Source organism: Photobacterium damselae (genome assembly GCF_003026815.1).
In the GTDB taxonomy this organism is placed as follows: Bacteria; Pseudomonadota; Gammaproteobacteria; order Enterobacterales; family Vibrionaceae; genus Photobacterium; species Photobacterium damselae.
This window is the reverse complement of sequence record NZ_PYOG01000005.1, coordinates 134,252-151,411: the sequence shown is the minus strand read 5'-3', so window position 1 is coordinate 151,411 and position 17,160 is coordinate 134,252. Positions and strand designations below refer to the sequence as shown.

General features: G+C 38.7%; 13 protein-coding genes and 1 pseudogene. 7 read left to right on the top strand and 7 right to left on the bottom strand.

Annotated features, from left to right (window positions below; translation table 11 throughout):
• Positions 1-108: 108 nt before the first annotated feature.
• Both torA and torC read right to left on the bottom strand, forming a co-directional pair.
• On the bottom strand, positions 109-2,640 hold the full coding sequence (gene torA, locus CTN07_RS07505) for a trimethylamine-N-oxide reductase TorA (protein ID WP_005299651.1): 2,532 nt from the start codon (positions 2,638-2,640) through the stop codon (positions 109-111).
• Between the two features lie 74 nt (positions 2,641-2,714).
• Complete coding sequence (gene torC, locus CTN07_RS07500; RefSeq protein WP_036763971.1) at positions 2,715-3,881, bottom strand: pentaheme c-type cytochrome TorC; 1,167 nt, start codon at positions 3,879-3,881, stop codon at positions 2,715-2,717.
• A 201-nt stretch (positions 3,882-4,082) separates the two neighbouring features.
• Here torC and torR point away from each other — a divergent pair, with 201 nt between their 5' ends.
• On the top strand, positions 4,083-4,796 hold the full coding sequence (gene torR, locus CTN07_RS07495) for a two-component system response regulator TorR (protein WP_005299648.1): 714 nt from the start codon (positions 4,083-4,085) through the stop codon (positions 4,794-4,796).
• A 612-nt stretch (positions 4,797-5,408) separates the two neighbouring features.
• Here the strand turns inward: torR and panP are convergent.
• The 5 genes from panP to CTN07_RS07470 all read right to left on the bottom strand — a co-directional run bounded on the left by panP (position 5,409) and on the right by CTN07_RS07470 (position 10,664).
• A complete protein-coding gene (gene panP / locus CTN07_RS07490; RefSeq protein WP_005299646.1) occupies positions 5,409-7,058 on the bottom strand; it encodes a pyridoxal-dependent aspartate 1-decarboxylase PanP in 1,650 nt (549 codons plus the stop codon).
• 142 nt (positions 7,059-7,200) lie between these two features.
• Positions 7,201-8,190, bottom strand: a complete 990-nt coding sequence (locus CTN07_RS07485) for a DUF2860 domain-containing protein (RefSeq protein ID WP_005299645.1) — start codon at positions 8,188-8,190, stop codon at positions 7,201-7,203.
• A gap of 195 nt (positions 8,191-8,385) precedes the next feature.
• On the bottom strand, positions 8,386-8,898 hold the full coding sequence (locus tag CTN07_RS07480) for a hypothetical protein (RefSeq protein WP_036763968.1): 513 nt from the start codon (positions 8,896-8,898) through the stop codon (positions 8,386-8,388).
• Positions 8,899-9,076: 178 nt separating this feature from the next.
• Positions 9,077-9,181, bottom strand: coding sequence for a MetS family NSS transporter small subunit (locus CTN07_RS07475; RefSeq protein ID WP_106142551.1), 105 nt, complete (start codon positions 9,179-9,181; stop codon positions 9,077-9,079).
• A 1-nt stretch (position 9,182) separates the two neighbouring features.
• Positions 9,183-10,664, bottom strand: a complete 1,482-nt coding sequence (locus CTN07_RS07470) for a sodium-dependent transporter (RefSeq protein ID WP_005299642.1) — start codon at positions 10,662-10,664, stop codon at positions 9,183-9,185.
• 641 nt (positions 10,665-11,305) lie between these two features.
• Between CTN07_RS07470 and CTN07_RS07460 the strand changes: the two are divergent.
• The 6 genes and pseudogenes from CTN07_RS07460 to CTN07_RS07435 all read left to right on the top strand — a co-directional run.
• Positions 11,306-11,395 (top strand): annotated as a pseudogene (locus CTN07_RS07460) (GNAT family N-acetyltransferase); the annotation flags it as partial.
• A 620-nt stretch (positions 11,396-12,015) separates the two neighbouring features.
• The gene (locus CTN07_RS07455) at positions 12,016-12,873 is read left to right on the top strand and encodes a hypothetical protein (protein ID WP_005299638.1); all 858 of its coding nucleotides are present in this window, start codon (positions 12,016-12,018) and stop codon (positions 12,871-12,873) included.
• Positions 12,874-12,875: 2 nt separating this feature from the next.
• Positions 12,876-13,535 carry a hypothetical protein gene (locus tag CTN07_RS07450; protein WP_005299637.1) on the top strand — a complete coding sequence of 220 codons (660 nt, stop codon included), beginning with the start codon at positions 12,876-12,878 and terminating at the stop codon, positions 13,533-13,535.
• Positions 13,536-13,915: 380 nt separating this feature from the next.
• Positions 13,916-14,572 carry a hypothetical protein gene (locus CTN07_RS07445; RefSeq protein ID WP_005299636.1) on the top strand — a complete coding sequence of 219 codons (657 nt, stop codon included), beginning with the start codon at positions 13,916-13,918 and terminating at the stop codon, positions 14,570-14,572.
• 116 nt (positions 14,573-14,688) lie between these two features.
• Positions 14,689-15,285, top strand: a complete 597-nt coding sequence (locus CTN07_RS07440; protein WP_005299634.1) for a DJ-1/PfpI family protein — start codon at positions 14,689-14,691, stop codon at positions 15,283-15,285.
• A gap of 717 nt (positions 15,286-16,002) precedes the next feature.
• Complete coding sequence (locus CTN07_RS07435) at positions 16,003-17,145, top strand: PIN domain-containing protein (protein ID WP_005299632.1); 1,143 nt, start codon at positions 16,003-16,005, stop codon at positions 17,143-17,145.
• Positions 17,146-17,160: the final 15 nt, after the last annotated feature.

Genomic DNA, 17,160 nt, shown 5'->3' with positions numbered 1-17,160 from the left:
TTCGTTTTGTGAGTATCAAGGTGAAATAAAGGCGATGAACATGACATCCATCGCCTTTTTTATTTCCTTTTAAGCTCTAAGGCTTAGTATCGCTATTCTTACAATGAATTATGCTTTATCCATTGCCGGGAATAGTGGGTCGATATCAGTAACATAGATAGGACCGCCAAAGCCTGTTACAGCCGGTACTGGACCTGTGTACTTCTCAATATCAACCAATGCAGTGTGAGCAGAAGTTGCTTGAGCCAGTTTTGATGTACCGATATCCAGTGTTAGTACGTTTGGATCACCGTAAGTACAGATAGTACCAGCTTTACCACCATCTAGTGGGCTGTACCATGCACCTTCGTGGATACGACATACGCCAGCAGAGTAATCATCAGTTACTACCGCACCTGCTAATACCTGACCACGGTCGTTAAACACGCGAACAAGGTCACCAGACTTAATACCACGAGCTGCTGCATCTTTAGTGCTGATGTAAACAGGTTCACGATCTGCAACAGTGTAAGTTGCACGGAAGTCTGTTGATGAACATAGCTGTGAGTGCAGACGGTGGTTAGGGTGACAGCTCTGTAAGTGTAGCGGGAACTTGTCCGATAGAGGACCGCCATGACTACGCTCAGCTTTTTCAAACCACATTGGGTGACCTTGACAGTCATCGTAACCCATATCTGCAATTGTCTTACAGTAGATTTCGATTAGACCTGATGCAGTACCTAGTGGCTCAAGATCTGGTTCGTTACGGAATGATTCATGACGAACCCACTCTTTACCTGCTGGGAATTCGATGAAACCATCACCTGCCCAGAACTTAGTAAAGTTAGGCATACGAACGCCTAGACCACGGCCCTGAAGACGTGCACCGTTATAGATCTCTTCAACCCATTCCATCTTCTCTTTGCCGCCAGTAAACGCTTCTTCGCGGTTAAAGCGACGACATAGATCACGGAAGATATCAAAGTCATCTTTTGATTCGAACATTGGCTCAACAATCTTACGAAGAGCAACGATACCTTTGTTTGAGTGGTTACCAAACTGTTCGATATCATCACGCTCGTAGGTTGTTGTTGCAGGTAATACGATATCTGCAAAACGACAAGTCGCAGTCCACTGGTGCTCAACAGAAACAACAGTTTCCAAATTAGTCCACGCCTTGATCATTTTGTTACGATCTTGGTGGTGGTGGAATGGGTTGTTACCGCTAAAGATAGCCATCTTCATGTATGGGTAAGTGATGTCGTGACCGTTCCACTGAATCTTCTTACCTGGGTTTGCAATACAGTCAACAAAACGTGCAACTGGAATTGCTTTTGCGTAACCCTTGTATGAACCGTTAAAGATTGGCTCAACACCTGTTACACCACTAAAGCCAGACATTAGAGGACCAGCAGAAGTGATAGTACCTGCATCGTTATAGTGCCAACCGAAACCGAAACCACCACCTGGTAGACCGATTTGACCTAGCATTGCCGCGATAACGACTAGCATCCAAGCCCACTGCTCACCATGCTGCATACGCTGTAGACACCAGCCACCGATTAGCTGAGTACGGCCTGACGCCATTTGACGAGCAAGAGCGCGAATATCATCAGCTGGAATACCAGTGATCTTAGCTGCCCACTCAGGCGTTTTCTCAACACCGTCAGTTTTACCAAGTACATATGGCATGAACTTATCAAAGCCAGTAGTGTAATCAGCAATAAACTCTTTGTTGTACAGATTTTCTGAGTACAGAGTATGGGCAATAGCCAGCATCAATGGGATGTCTGTCTGTGGGTTAACAGCAACCTGCTCACCGCCAACAAACTTCATTGTTTCGTTACGTACTGGGTCAACGTGAATTACTTTAATCTCTTTGTTCTTCACTTTCTCAGCAAGTTGCTGCCAGTAACCGTATACGCTGTGATCTGGAACTAACCAACCAACCTGAAGGTTCTTAATTGGGTCAGAACCCCAGATTACGATAGTGTCTGAATGCTCAAGAACTAGCGGCCAAGAAGTCTGCTGCTCGTAAACTTCCATTGCACCAGCAACGTATGGAAGAATAACCTGTGCTGCACCTGTTGAGTAGTCACCAGCTTTCGCTAGGAACGTACCGTGTAGGCCGATAGCACGCATCATCATAGTACCAGCAGAGTGTAGTTTACCTACTGACTGCCAACCTGTGTGACCTGCGTAAAGTGCACTTGGACCGTAAGTTTCTTGAACACGGTTTAGTTCGTGGTGGAAGAAGTCCAGTGCTTGAGACCATGGCACACGTACAAAGCGGTTGTTACCACGTTGAGTTGTGTCTGACTTATAACCGTGTTTTAGCCAATCGATACGAACCATTGGGTATTTAACACGTGCTGGGTTGTAAACAACTTCGCGAACACCTTCAAGCATTGAAGTTGGGTGAGGGTCTTTCTCAAAAGGAACTGTTTCTACCCATACACCATCAACAACTTTAGCGCGGAAAGCACCCCAGTGAGAACCTGAAAGCACTTCACCAGTAAAGTTAGCTTTAGCGTCAGTTGCAGCCATTGCTTTGCGTGGTGCTAGTAGGCTAGTACCTACTACAGACGCTGCACTTGCTACCGCTAGACCAGATAGGAAGCGGCGGCGAGAAATGCCTTTATTGTTAACTTGAGTCGCCATATTGGTGAATCCTTAAATAATTTTAAATTCTTTTTCTTTTGGGCGGGGAGGGTATCCCCGCCTTTTAGGATTTATTAGTGAGCGCCTGCGCCACCAGTGTCTTTACCGTGGTTTTGTAGGTACTTCAATAGAGTACGCTCTTCAGTCTTGGTTAGACGGTAATAAGAACTCATGGCTTTAAGACTTGCGATCCAGCCATTTGCAGTAAAATGGCCTGGGTCTGGCGCCGCGTGACATGCGTTACAAGTAGAGCCGTACATCTCTTCTGCGTAGTTCCAGATTGGCTGAATGTTATCGATCATGTCAGCTTTAGTAATCCACGCCTGTACAGCAACGTTCTGCCATACGATATCAGTCGCAGGGTCAGTTTCTTCTTTGATAACTTTCTCGTTTGCTTTCACTTCGCCACGGATAGTTGCTTTAAATACGCGCTTACCCATGTACTCAGTCATAACGCGACCTTTACCTGCTTTCTCAAGCCAGCCGTTTACTTCAACTTTCAGCATGTCGCCTTTACGTTCAAGAACAGTTACTTCAGATGCAGGAAGCAGTTTACCTTCAACTTTGCCTTTCGCATCGTCAGTTGCGTATAGGTCTTTCTCGCCTAGAGAGTAAAGTTTGTCAGCTTTTGCACCTTGTGCTGTTGCTTCTGCTTGTAGGCCTTGGAAGCTCTTCTGGAAGCCGCCAGCCATGTTTGGCAATTCGTGAGCAATACCTTTGTGACACTCGATACAGTTCATGTCTTTAGCAGCCGCTTCTGTCATTGCTTTAGCCGCTTCTGGAGACTGTTTCGCGTGATCCATTGCAGAGTAATCGTGACAGCTCTTACATGTCTTAGATTTCTGCTCAGACATACGGTTCCACACCATTTGAGCAAGTTCTAGACGATGCTCTTCAAATTTCTCTGGAGTATCAATCTTTTTGGTAATGTAGTGGTTGTATACATCTTTCCACGCACCTAGCTTACGCTGGATAGCACCTGGAAGATCTTTTGGCTGGTGACAGTCCACACATTCAGCACGAACACCTGATGCGTTTTTGAAGTGTACACTTTGCTTATACTCTTCGTAGTTTTGCTGCATGGTATGACACGAAGTACAGAATTCTGTTTGAGATGCGTGCTCAAAACCTTTATGAACAGCGAAAATACCCGCCAAAGTAATACCAATACCAACTAGCACAAGCGCAAGCACAGAATACTTGCTACTTGGTTTAGTTAACATTTGCCAAAGTTTTTTCATAGTGGAAGATTCCATAAGAGAATGATGACCACCGTAAGCTACGGTGACGTTTGAATTTTTATGGTTTAATCTTATAGGCACGATATGAATAAGGTTAATGGCTTGAATGAATAGCTCAGGCATGTTTATGACAAATTGTTAATGACGTGCATTTGTGATAATGTTTTTTAAGAACGCCATAACATGATTAAAGAGATAAGCATGAGTCATCACGTACTAGTAGTAGAAGATGAGATTGTTACCCGTACTAAACTAGTTGGGTATTTCGAGAACGAGGGATACAAAGTAAGCCAAGCGGATAGTGGCGAACAGATGCGAGATATTATGGCGACTGAAAAAGTCGATCTCGTAATGCTGGATATTAACCTTCCTGGAGAGGACGGTTTGATGTTAACTCGCGAGCTGCGTAGTCGCTCTGAAGTTGGCATTATTTTGGTTACAGGACGTACCGACAGTATCGACCGAATCGTTGGCCTAGAGATGGGTGCAGACGATTATGTAACTAAGCCATTTGAGCTGCGTGAGCTGCTTGTTCGAGTGAAAAACTTGTTATGGCGCATGAGCTTAGTCGAAAAAGCTCGTGATGAAACCATGGTCGAAATGCAAGAAGATAACATCATTCGTTTTGGCGATTGGCAGTTTGATATCAACAAACGTGCTCTTACTCATAACGGTCTTCCTGTTAAATTAACAAAGGCAGAATATGAGCTTCTTGTGGCGTTTTCATCACATCCAAATGTGGTGTTAAGTCGTGAACGAATTCTAAATATGTTGAGTCATCGTGTTGAAGCTCCAAACGATAGAACCATCGATGTACTGATTCGTCGAATGCGTTCTAAGATGGAAATTGACCCGAAAAATCCACAAATTTTTGTGACCGTTCATGGTGAAGGTTACATGTTTGCTGGCGACTAATTAAGTAAACTGTTGAGTGTAAAACAAGCAAAAAATAGACTTTTAAGCTTGAAATAATTTGTAATAAAAAGGCCGTTTTTCATACCGAAACGGCCTTTTTTTATACATGTAGAAGCAGTTTTATTGATTTGAATCAAAAAATATTAATTGATATTAACGCTCAAAATTTACCAAAAATGGAGTCAAAAATCTCATATCAAAAAATGCTCAATTTTTATCGTGATTTTTCTTAAGATTTAACAATATAGCTAACATTATTTAGCTTGCTCAGTAACAATTCATCTTCTGTTAATTAACGCGCTGGTTTTTTAACCTTAAATTGTTAATAGACCCTGTGTTACTTCTTTCATAATTTACTATTTTTGCCGATTTATCACACAAATTAATGGCGGTATTTGGCTTAAATTCCTAGGATATTTCTTCTATCATTGTGATCTTTATCACCCGTTAATAGATTAAACATGCTCTATTCACATAAAATAGTGGGGTTATTAATAAGAAATAGCGATGGGTAAAAGTGTTTTATCCATTTTTAGCTAATAAAAAAGCCCGCACTAGGCAGACTTTTCATTTATTTTATTATTTTTTCGTTTAGATATTTGTTTAATCTATTTAGAATCTTTTAAGTATTTTATCGGTTAATGCTTTAATTTGGGGTAGGCTAATGTGACTATCTTGAGCCAATTCAATCTGCTCTTCTAACACATTTTGCAGTATTTCATTGGTTGTGAGGGGATTTGCAAGCACGACTCGAAATACGGTTGTCATACGGCGCTGCCACTGTTTCGGTGTAATTCGTGTTCGAGATACAAAAGATCGACCTGTTTCACGCTGATGCTTTTGAATAAATTGCGTAAGATCGTTTAGCGCATTATGAAGGGTTTCTTTTTCTTCTTCGGTTGCAATCTCTAGTGCTTGCTGAGTTCTAGCTGGCACATAGCGATAAGTCAGCAAACATAATTCAGGTTCCGACACTAACTCAAAGTCAGGGTGCTGGTTAATAATGTCAGCAAAATACTGGGCTTTTTCAATACTATTGTTGATCAGCAGTTCGTATCCTGGGCGGCTAATAATGTTCAGGCTGGCATACAACAGCATTGCCATTCCGCTCCGAGAACCTTCAAGAGTATGAGATCCTAGATCTTTAGAACCCTGACGTAAAATATATTCGGCATGGTGTTCAATCGACGCCATCAATTCTGGGTTTTTGAAAATAACCATTCCCGCACCCATAGGGACATACATCTGTTTATGAGCATCAATGGTAACCGAATCTGCCCGTTCAACCCCAGAGAGTAGGTGGCGGTATTTGTTCGACATCAGTGAAGCACCACCCCAAGCGGCATCAACATGAAAATGACACTGTTCGCGTTGAGCAATATCGGCAAGTTGATTAAGGGGATCAATATTGCCCGTTTCAGTTGTTCCAGCAATACCAACAATGGCAAACGGTTTGATATTTCGCTGTTTGAGATCTGCAATGGTCGATTCTAGTGCATCAAGACAGATTCGATTGTTTTCATCGGTTTTGATTGCAATCAGATTATCTCTGCCCAGTCCAAGCACATCTGCTGCTTTCTTTAATGAATAGTGACCACGCTCAGAAACCAAAATGGCAAGATCATCATAGCCATAATGTTTCATTGCTTTAAATAAGCCTTCTTGAGCAACACCTTTAAATTCACCGTCGGGTTTTAGTGCACTGTTTCTTGCAACCCACAACGCTGTAATGTTAGCAATGGTTCCGCCTGAACAAAAAGCGCCTAAAGAATGGTCTGCACTGTGCATCCATTGTTGGTAGAAACTTTCATCTTGGTGATAGATCAAGTTATGAATCATACCAAGAACTTGGCGTTCTAACGGGGTAAATGCTTTTGAGGTCTCTATTTTTACTAGGTTTTGGTTTAGGCCAATCATAATTTTTGATAAGGGCATCAAAAAGTACGGCAGAGCAGAGGTCATATGGCCAATAAAGCTAGGTGCTGAAGTATGAACAGATTGAGCGACCAATTTATTGAGAAGAAACTGAGTATGATCGGAAACAAAGCTTGGTTGCTCTGGGATATCGTGAGAGGCAAAATCTTGCTCAATTTCTGCTAATGGCTTTTCTATTGCCGCGATATGAGTACCTAAAAATTCATTTAGGTTTTGAGAGATTTCTTGTTCGATTTTACCTAAAGTTGAATCAGGGGCTTCTGGGATCGTAAAAATACGGTGAAGCGACTCAAGATTCACATCCGCAGTACGTTCTTCTATAGTCATAGCAAGTGTTACATATTCATTAATAACTGAAAATTAATGTTAATCTAATAAAAAAACTTGCTGTTGTCTTGTACTATCTATCAATCTTATTGTGTTAGATTAACCAAGATAGTACAAAACAAGGGGTTAAGTGTAGGCGAAATCAGAACTGATAGTTCATACCGACACTGAGTAAAATATTGTCTTGGTCATAAAAATTGATATTAGAATTGTCGTTTTGATAACCAAGTAGCGATACAAATCCCCAGTCTTTCCAGTCAAAAGGTTGCGCATATTCATAAGCTAAAAATGCACCGAACTCATTATTTTCTTGAGTCTTTGAGAAAATTGGGTTTGTTGAATCAAAATCGGTGTATTTATAACTTAAAGTAAAGGCGTAGCTAGATCGATCTAAACGTTGAATCACGGTTGACGTTACACCGTAGCTATTGTTTGACATCGCCTTACCATCAGCATTGATATTGCGGTAGTTGATTGCCGTTCTTAACACTGTATTTTGAGTCAGTGGCTTGGTATAAGCGCCTTCCAAATAAAAAAGATCTGAATCACGGCGTAATGAAGAACGCTGTGCGGGAGTTAAATTGGTTTGATACCAACCACTTCTCTCATTATCAACCGAATATTTACCATAAGCTGATTGAACTGAAAATGGTGAACCCATTATGTTATCAAGCTGTAGTCGAAACGCTTCGACTTTACTTTTTGTTTTATCTCTCGATTGATTGATTACAAAAGGATCTGACCAAGTATCTTGTTCGAGAATACCTGGAATATAGCTAAGAGTCAGTTGGGTTCGATCGGCAAATCGTTGTTTATAACCTGCTTCTATATGAAAACGTCCTAAAGCCACATCTGAGCGTGATGTACCAAAGAAGATTTGTTTATCTGCTTGAGAAAAAGTATAAGACACGGTACCTAAAGGGGCGATGAAAACGTGATTTTGATGACTACCAGAACCTGATAAGTCATGAGTAACCGAGTTATCTTTATCAAACTGAGAATTAGTACTGGTGTAGGCTGTTACCACGGAAATATCACCACTAAATCCTGGCTCCCACGAATTGCCTTTGGCTTGTACTGCTGTCGTAAAGGCTAAAGTACTCACAGTCAGCGCGATATATTGTAATTTCATGTACGTTACCTTGTAACTTAATTGTTTATCATTGACTAGGTTGATTGATGGCGTGATAGTTTAGGCTCTAATGAATGAAGATCAAATTGATGCATAAATGAACATTAAACAAAATCATTTAATATCAATGCCTTATTTGCATTACTTCGTTTTTCGAAACAGTCTTTTTAGGTAAACTGATAAGTGTTGTTTTATTTATAAGCATTTTGTCTCTTCAATTACTCTTATTGTTTCGTTATAAGCATTCAGGGATGGCGCTATTTTTTCTGGATGTGTCAAAAGCTCAGCAAATTGACTGCGTAATTGATAATTTTGCGCGTGAGGTGGGGCTTGGCGATCTGCAAATGAGAGCTGTGCGACTTTACCCAGTTCATTTTCTTGCTGGGCGAGTAATTTAATATCTTGCTGCGACAGTGTTAGCCAAGATTCTGTAGGCAAATTTAGGTTTAGCTTTTGCTTATCGTGGGACAAGTACCAGTTAAAAGCAGATTGGTTAAGATCAAAATGGTGCTGACGAGATTGTATAAACCAGTCGCCCACTTCTTGTAAATTAGGATTTTGACGGACAGAGAGGTCGACTAGGTTGTGATACCAAGCCATCGAGGCTTCAACATATTGATGGTATTTGTCGCTATAACACTGCTCGTTTTGGCTGTAGGCTATTGCTGGTGTCATGCAGAGACAAGCGTATATAAAAGACTTTTTCATACTTCTTCCTTGAAGTGATTCGCTATGTTAAGTATTAGTCGTTATTTGAATAATGTCTAAATAACTTAAAGGCTTATGTCACAGATTTGTGCTTAGCTCAGTAAGAATAGATTGATTTGAACAAAAAGAAAGGCCAGCGAAAAACACCGACCTTTCTAATGTTTAACAAGAGGCGAGGTTAAGATTCAGTTTTGCTCTTCATAGCGAGAGAAATACAATATGCAGCTCCCCCCCAAGTCACAATAAAACCAAATAACATCATAAAAATAGCACTGGTTGTCATCTTACACCTCCTGTTGATTCGGTGATTTAGAAGCTAAGTTAATGATGATAGAAACAACAATCATCATTCCGACCAATCCCCAACCTAGTGTCAGTAGATCAAACATATCGTATCCGCCATAACCCTCGGCAAGTGTTTTATAGAGATTGGTAACTAAAATTATCGCCAACATGATTGGGCTAATAAAACGAATGCAGAGTTCGAACCACTTACTAATGGTGAAATCAGATATAGAATTGGCGTATTGACGAATATCTGCAATCTTCACTAACCAACCAACGATCAATAGCTCTAGTAGACAGCTAGAAAGTAGGGCGACATTGTTGATGAAGTAATCCACCAAATCGAGTAAGAGCAGACCGCCATTGGTTGCAAACGCCATTGAAACTATAAAACCCGTACCGCAAACAACGATTGCTGCTTTTTTACGTGACCAGTTAAGTTTATCGATAACTGCTGATGTGACCGCCTCAATAATAGAAATATGAGAACTTAGGCCAGCAACCACTAGAGCTAAGAAGAATAGGGGGCCTAAAATATATGGTGCGGGCAGTAAGTTGATTGCAGCAGGAATGGTGACAAAGGCTAAGCCTACGCCTGCGGATACTACTTCTGTCAGTGGTTTTGCTTGCTCTTGTGCCATATAACCTAGTACCGCAAAAATAAGTACACCTGCGGTAATCGAAAAGCCACAGTTAATCAGAACCGTCATAAATGCATTATTATTAATGTCTGATTTTGACGGTAAGTAGCTGGAGTAGGCGATCATAATGGCAAAGCCAACACTCAAGGTGAAGAAGATCTGTCCATAAGCGGCTGACCAGACTTTGGCATCTAAAATTTTGCTAAAATCAGGCTGGAACAGATAGTTGAGTCCATCTAACGCGCCCGGAAGGAAAACAACGCGGGTTATTAAGCCAAGAACCATAATAAAAAGGAGAGGCATCATAATTTTACTGGCTCTTTCGATTCCGCCTTTAACGCCACTATATATAGCAGCAAACGTGATCGCCCACGCAATCATCATTGGAATGGCGATGTGCAGCTGGAATCCACCTAATTGACTTGGGCTGTGTTCTCCCAGTTTTAAATATTCGCTAAAGAAGAAGGCATTAGTATCGCTACCCCAGCTCTGTTTGAATGAAAAGCCAAGGTATGAAATTGCCCAACCAATAACGGCAACATAGTAAACGGCAATAACGGCGGCAATGAATACTTGGAACCAGCCAAGCCACTCATATTTACCACCCAATTTTGCAAATGCTCGTGGTGCTGCGCTGCGTAGTTTATGGCCTAAAGTAAATTCCATAATCATAAATGGAATACCTGCGGTTAGCATGGCAAAAAGGTAGGGGATAAAGAATGCGCCGCCGCCATTTTCATAAGCCATGTATGGGAAGCGCCAAATATTGCCTAAACCGATTGCTGATCCCACCGCAGCGAGAATAAATCCTGCTCGTGAGCCCCATTGTTCTCGACCCATAAACATCTCCTTATGTTTACATCTTGTAGATAATTATTCACATGCTATGTAAGTGAAATAACATGTCATGTTCTAAGCGTATCTAGGCTTTAAATGTAAATCAATGGTTAAATTTATGATGAATTATGTTTCTAGTAGCACGCTGTGTTGGTGTTTTTCTCTGGACAAACCAGATGATTGCTATCGATATTCGTTCTACAGCGAATATAACTGTGAGATTTATTATTAATAGTTTAATTAACTAGGTTGTTATGAGAGGAAATGACAATAGCGTACCTCAATATTTTGGCTATATAGAGGGTATGTTGTTTATTACTCTAATTAATTGCGCAGTTTGGTAATAATTTTGTGTGAAATAATATTTTGTATTTGTGAATTTAAATTCAGAGTTTAACCCTATCGATGTAAAAGCTGTGCGTAACAATGTTGCAATGACACAAGCAGAGTTTGCGTCTATTTTTGGTATTAGTCTCAGAACATTGCGCCATTAGGAGCGTGGAGATAGAACGCCAAGAGGCCCAGCATTAGTGCTACTAAATGTACTTGCTAAAGATCCTCAAGCTGTAATTAAGGCTCTTTCTTAATTAATACTTATCCAAACTTCCCTCATGCTAATTTTCTCCTGACAGTTCAATGGACTCTTTTACCAATATATGGGATTCAAAGCTGCTTCACGTTCACTTTTTGATGATATGGGAAAACCATTTCCAATTCTGCATATGACACTTTAAAGCTCGGTTTGTCGTAACCCTGTTTGTTAGAAGAAACACCCAAAGCTAATAACTTTGGGCGTTTCTGTATTTGGTCGAATAAAGATCTCTTTGAATATTATTATGAAGTTGCTCACGACACTCTTTTTGAATCTCTCCAAGAAATAAATGTATTTGCTGATGAGATGTGTTTGTGGTGGTTTGGCTAGATATTAATGTTGCTGTTTTGACGATCCTAAACCAATAGATATAAAACCTTACTAATCTTGATTATTGGTCATGATGTGATTTTGTGTGTAAAAATCATTGCATTTTATGGTGTTATATTGATAATAATTATGCCTTCTGGAGCATAGCTCAGAATGGCATTACATAGGTTTGGTTGAGAAGCCGTGATGTAGATCTGTATTATGGAGTTGAAGTAACACATTTTTGTTCTGAACCTTCTTAGATCTCACTAATTGATCAATGAGTCAGTACTGTAGTAGACCAAATCAATCTAATTCGTACTTTAGACACTTATGCGGTAGTTTTCCATAATTTTACCCTGAAACTCTCGGTTGAGTTACATAGCAGGTTGATACCTATTGAGTTTTATGGGGAATGGCAGCGATATAGACGGAATCATATAGGGAGTAACTGTGAGTCTTGTTCAAATTCATTTTGATGGTGATATAGCTGTCAACCATCAAGTAAGTATGAGAACCCTTGGTAAAACGTTAACACATTTACAAAATTCGATGGATAGAGCCTACTTAGAATATCATTATGGGCATCTATGGAAGTTTGCAACAATGCGACAGGATTTTTACCCAGCAGTTGAACTACTTGTACAAGAGCCTAGAGAAGGTGGATATGTACTCGACTTCTTATCGTCTAATTCTGTAACCAAGGCTGTTATAAATAGAGTTTCTAGTGCTGTTAATGGTGCTGTCGAAGCTTCAAAGCAAGCCGGTTTGGACAAAGCAACTAAAATCGAAGACTCTTTAAGCACTAGGATCGCCCAAGTTGAAAGTGGAATTATTGTCCCCAAAGATTTGCAGACGATGATAGATAATCCTGATGCATCAGTCATAAGGCGATATGGCGATCGTGCAATCACTAGAGAAATCGATCAGATATTGTCAATTATTAGAGCTAGATACGCAGGAGATAGCACTTTTGAGCTTCTTTTAAGTGGAGATAGTTCAGCCAAATATGAATTCAATAAAGAGTCTGCTGGAAGATTCCATTCAACCGTTTCTCGCAAAGAGCTTGGAGAGCCAGTACTCTATACAGCAATAATATCGTCACTAGATCGACATAATCATAACGGGAAGATTTACAATTTAATAACCAAGAAAGTTGCTAATATTCATTTTTTCAATGAAGTCTTTCTAGAGATGGCAATTCCTTTTTTTCAAGATAAAAAAGAAATGGTTTTTGTAGGCTCTCCATTAATAGAATACGGTGCATTTGATCCAAATGCAGGTGATATATACTTTATTAAGTTAGCATAATTATGGACGAACTGGCGAAGGCGGTACAAAAAAAATATATTGAAGATATAACCAAGAAGTACCCGCTTCATCGTTTCCTTGTAATGTTTATGGTGATAATATCATCATACATTTACTCCAAGGGTAATGACGTTAGAGTACTCTCTGAGCTACAGAATATAAAGTTAAGCTTTCTCTTTGATTTTAACAAAGGCTTGCTTGCTTCAGTTAATTTCGAGCAATTGGTCATTGCTATTTTTATATCAGGGATTATTGGTTACATATATTCTAAAGTTAGTAGCATGTCATTTAATTTATTGACAAAATTATCTTCATTTGATTCTTATATAACCCAAATTAGAGAGAAGGTCGATTCAAAAAAATCGCAAGAGGAAGTTTTGAATTACTTTCTCGCTAAAGATATTTCGAAAGAGCTTGAAGGGTTGAGAGTGAAATTGAAATCATTCCATACTCATTCTGAATTGTTTCTTGTTACTGCGTTAATTATAGGGTGGGGATTTGGTTCTAATAATTACTTTGATTGGTTTTTAGTTTTGATGTTTATGGTGATGATTTTTATAAATATCTGGAAAGCTTTTCAATTCTATATTTCAGATTTCTTACCTTACTATATAACGGAACAAACATTGTTGGGTGCGACCGTTGAATTTGGTGATAAATAGGCAAGTAATAAACTTTTTAATTGGGACTAGTAAATGCATGTGGTCAAATATGGCACACATATATTTACCTCTTAAGCGGGTATTATGCTAAGGAGAATTATAATCATTCTGCATATAAAGTGCGAGAAAACAGTCAGTAACTGCCTGTCAAGCTTTTAAAGTACAAACTGTTTAAGAGGGCGTTACTTTTTCATGCATAATCTTATCCGTTATATTTCTTACTTACCCTATCCGATCAAAAATGTGGATTGTAGAAAATGCCGATCAGCTCGTAAAATATAAAGATTATATCGATTATGATAAAGGACTGTTATGAGTATATTTTTACGTAAAGTGATAATACTTTATTAATACATACATTAAGATTCAGGAGCTCTAATGTGAATTTAGATTTGGTGGCATTTGTGGAAAAACTATTAGAATTCCTAGATTCAAAAAACTATATCGCTATTTTGCTTGTTCTTGCATTTTCTGTTCTTGTTAACTTGCCAAAAATTACGGAATACTATCTATCACATAAGAAGCGAAGATTAGATTCACTGATCAAGCTTAAAGACTTGGATGAGTTAGATAATCGATTAAAAAGTCATATCAAATCTGAAATAGAAGTGGAAGTCTTTCGACTTACGCACAATGTCAGGATTAGTGCTGTACTTCTTGGAGGGCTTTTATCTTTAAAAGAAAGAGTAGGGAGCCAAGTATCATTTGCACATATTCTCCGTTGTAGTTGTTTAGTTCCAGATTTATCTAAAGTTAACGAACCTAACTTTCAGATAAAAATTCATAAATTAGATTATGCTTATGTGGTTTATAATACAGTTTTTGGGCTATTGATATTCTTTGTTGGTTTTTTCTTGCTTACTTATAGCTTAGCTATGTTGCATTCAGCACCTAACTTCCAAAGCCTTTTTGTTTCATGTTTAATGCTTCTGGTTGGTTTTGGTATGTTGACTCAAACTACGCCAGTCTACTCGACAAGGATAATTAATAAGCAGTTGTCGGAAAATCAATTAGATTTAGATGAAAAATCTTTATAAAAATAGTTTAAAGAGATTTGTAACGTGTGGTATGTGTTGGCTTTAGTTATTAAGCTAGTATATGACCGTATCGTATGAGTCAAAATAGACAAATCGGAGTGTAGTAAGGAAGCTTAGTGAAAAAGGTCATTCTCTTTTTATGTCAAGGGTTGGAAGAATACGAAGCAAGTGTATTTACCGATGCTTTTGGTTGGACTACAACATATGGCTTAGAGCCAATTGAGCTGGTAACTGTTGGCTTACGTCCAAAAGTAAAATGCGCTTGGAATTTCACGATTGAACCAGAATATCAGTTAAGTGAAATAGATATTAATGATTTTGATGCTCTTGCGATCCCTGGTGGTATGAGCCGTTCAGGTTTCTATGAAGATGCATATGATGAAAGGTTACTTTCTTTAATTCGCGACTTTGATTCAAAAGGCAAATTAATAGCGTCTGTTTGTGTTGGTGCATTACCCATTGCAAAGAGCGGTGTTCTCAATGGCCGAAATGGAACGACTTATCATTTAAGTAAAAAGCGTCAGACCCAAATGGAAGAAATGGGCGTAAACGTAATTCAAGCTCCTATTGTTATTGATAAAAACATTATTACCTCAAGAAGTCCATCGGCAGCAATGGATGTTGCATTCAATGTTGTAGAAATGCTTACATCAACAGCGAACTTAGAGCGTATAAAAGAGGGTATGGGGTTTGTCGAAAAGACTGGAGTCTAGTAATGCTTGCTTATATCCATAAATAACCAATAACATTTTAAAACCCTGCTTTGCTATAAACCAGTTTGCTAAAAGAAACGCCCAAAGCTAATAACTTTGGGCGTTTCCGTATTTAGTCGAATAAAGATTTTTTTGAATATTATTATACTCTTCAATGATTCTTTAAGGGTATATATGTATTTCCTGTGGTATATGTTTCTGGATTGTTTGGCTGAATATCAATATTTTCTTTAAATCATTCTTTATGCTAATAAATATAAAGCATTGCTGGTGTTAATAACAAGGCACCGATCAGTGTTGTGCATGATAAAATTATTGATTTTTGTGGAGTTATATTGATAATAGCAATGCTCTCTAATGCATAATAAAGGAGAGATAGCTGGATCATGATATGGGCCTGTATTGTGAGCTTGAACTAACTTAGTTTTGCCCCATTATCATTTAGAACAGATACTCATTCATATCCTATTTATATAATTTTGAGTTGGTTTTATTTACTATATATTTGACCAGCTATAACTAAGCTTAATGATTTTATACATTTCTTACTTTCTACACTCTCGATAAAACTAATGAAAGACAAGAGTTGGTATCAAACTTATGATATTTATAGATTATATAGTATATTATCGCCGTAATTTAAGAGTGTGTTTTGGCATAATAGTAAGAATGCTGATTAATAAGCTGTTATGTAATTCGATAATTTAGGCTTCATAAATGAAAAATATAGTTTTAGACACTAACATTCTCCATAAAGAGGGTCTGATCTCTGGCAGAATGCAAGTATTAAAAAAATTAGTTGATGCTAAACTCATCACGATTTTTGTTCCGGATATAGTGTTGAGGGAGTTCTCAACTAAGCGTGTTACCGAAATAACTAATGCGCTGAATAGTATTCAAGGTAGTTTGGCTAAGTCTGATAAAAAACAGGATCACTTGACTGAACTTAAAAAAAGGTCTGCTGTACTCGAAAACGAGGTTGTTGAGTTAAAAAAAATAGTAGAGAAATCTGTTTTAGAAGATGTTGAACATTGGTTAGGTAGCCATCAAGTTCAGGTGTTGACTTTTAAGGTAGAAAACATAACAAAGGTCGTTGACGACTACTTTACAGGTTCGGGCGTATTTAAGGCACTTAAGTCGAGAGAAGATTTTCCAGACTCTATGATCCACCAAACTATAATTGATTTGGTTGAAAGTGTTGGCGAAGTTCATGCTGTGCTTATTGATGGAGCTTTCAAAAAAGGTATTGAAAAACAGGAAGGGGTAATAGTCCTCAACTCTTTAAAGGCTCTTCTAGAACTAGATGATATTGCTGAATATTTAGCTAACGCACCATTTGAGGAAATGTTCACAAGTCACGGTGTAGCAGAACAGTTGCAGCAGTATTTTGCATACCAGAAGGAACTGATCAGCCATATTTATATATCTGATGAAGGGGTACATAATACCGAGCTTATTGGTATCAATGTATATAATGCTACTATAGACTGGCCTAGTGAAAATGACATAAGAAATCTCGCTATATCAAATGTCTACTCGGTTTCAGATAGTGAGTTTACGGCAGATATTTCGTTTGTCACTGATACGACTGTTCACTACGTAAGTGATTTCGGTAGCTACTTACAGGTTGAAAGAAATGCAAATCGCAACGTAGATATGGACAGTATGAACGGTGATGGGTTTTGTGACTTATACGAAGGGTTTACTGTTGAACTTTCGGGGAAAATTCATTTCACATTTTCAGAGCGTAATAATATTGAAGAAGCTACTAGCTTAATGAACTCTTTGATTGAGAATGAAGCACAAGTTTCTATTGATTTAGAAATTGATTCAGCAACGCTACTTAGCATAATTACATAGTAGTAAACGTGTCAT